At 50.0% G+C, this 1,748-nt stretch carries 2 protein-coding genes; both read right to left on the bottom strand.

What is annotated here, in order from left to right; translation table 11 throughout:
- Positions 1-501, bottom strand: a 501-nt coding sequence (locus KDK18_RS02540) for a hypothetical protein (protein WP_257252967.1), incomplete at its 3' end; no start/stop codon positions are given.
- A gap of 105 nt (positions 502-606) precedes the next feature.
- Positions 607-1,748, bottom strand: a 1,142-nt coding sequence (locus tag KDK18_RS02535) for a hypothetical protein (protein WP_257252966.1), incomplete at its 5' end; no start/stop codon positions are given.

Genomic DNA, 1,748 nt, shown 5'->3' with positions numbered 1-1,748 from the left:
GTTGTGTCCAGAGCCAGGCATCATAGTGGTGATCGCAAACGGGTGATCCTGACTCACCCCCCGGGTTTCCATCGAGTTAAACGTCGGTGAATCGGGGTTCCAATCGCTTTTTAAAAGCGAAGCGACAGCGGCAGCCACTTTTACAGTTATCCCTGAATGAGGGTTGGAGCATAGTGAAGTATCTATGGTATTAAGAACCAGTTCAAAAGCAATCAGCAGATTCGTGTCGTAAAGCCATTGCCATGTAACCGGCTCAATGATGGTCGTTTTCATCTCGCCACTGTCAGGTCTGGGTGGTTTGCTATCAGATAACAAATCAGGTTCTGAATAGCCCTTTTTGTCGGGAATTTGTGAGAGTTTGTCCGGTAATGTTTGCTGATCAAACTTCATAGAAAAGCTCTGATTTGGAAAAACTGCACTCTGTACAAGGTCGACAATAAAACGTTCTGTCAACGTTTCGGCCTGACAGACGACAGACAGCGTCAGTAACAGCAACCGCAACCGCAGTGTCGCAAAGAGTGAGTGATTAATAAATCTATCCTTCGATTCTGGCTTTTACAGAGCAAGGATAGATCAAGAAAACCTCATGAAAGGTTGATTTTCAGATCAAGGACTGAGGTCATCGTCCTGATCCACAACAGGAGACTTGCGTTTTCGATGTATTCTTTTGTGGTTCAACAGGGCTTTAGCACTCTTGCAGACCTTTCCGCACGGCCGCGAATGGCCATCCCGCCCAACCACAGTCTCGTCACAGGTTTGCTTTCCGGTGTGTTTTATTCTTATGTGATCCCAGAGAACTTGAGCATTCTTACAGACCTTCCCGCATAGCTGCGGTTCGCCATCCTCCCGGACCACGTTCACATCACAGGTTTGTTGCCCGCTGTGGTATCCGCTTTTGTGACTCGAAAGGACTCTGGAATTCTTGAAGACCTTTCCGCATGGCCGCGACTGGCCATCCTCCCCGACCATAATCAGGTTACAGGTTTTTTGCCCGGTGTGGTCTCTGTATTTGTGATTCAACAGGGCTTGAACATTGTTGCAGGTCTTTCCGCATGGCCGCGACTGATCGTCCTTACCGATCACGGTTACATTACAGGTTTTTTGCCCGGTGTGCTGTCGGCTTTTATGGTTGGACAGGTGTGCGGCATTTTTGCAGGCCTTTCCGCATGGCTGCAGCTGGCCATCCTCCCCGATTATGTTTACGTCACAGGTCTTTTTCCCAGAGTGCTGTCCGCTTTTGTGGGTGGACAAAGCCGCGGCATTTCTGCAGACCGTCCCGCAGGGTCGTTGCAGACCCCCCTTCCCGATCACGGGCACATCACAGGTTTTTTGCCCCGTGTGGTTTCTGCTTTTGTGATGCGACAGGGCTTGGGCATTCTTGCAGACCTTTCCGCATGGCCGGGGCTGGCCATCTTCCAATATCACGGTCACGTTACAGGTTTGTTGCCCGGTGTGGTATCCGCTTCTATGAACCAACAGGCTGTTAGTATTCTTGAAAACCTTTCTACACGGCCGCGGCTGACCATCCTCTCCGATTACGTTCGCTTCACAGGTTTGATGCCCGGAGTGGTATCCTCTCCTATGAGACCAAAGGCCTTTAGCATTCTTGAAGACCTTCCCACATTGCAGCAGCTGGCCATCCTCCTCGATTATGATCAAGTTGCAAATGGCTTGCCCGGCAGGGATGTTTTTGTCGATTGTCCCTACAACCATTGAATCTAAGGCGACCCCGTTAACAGGTTTGCAAA

This window comes from Endozoicomonas sp. SESOKO3 (assembly GCF_024606255.1).
This window is presented reverse-complemented; position numbering and strand designations above follow the sequence as displayed.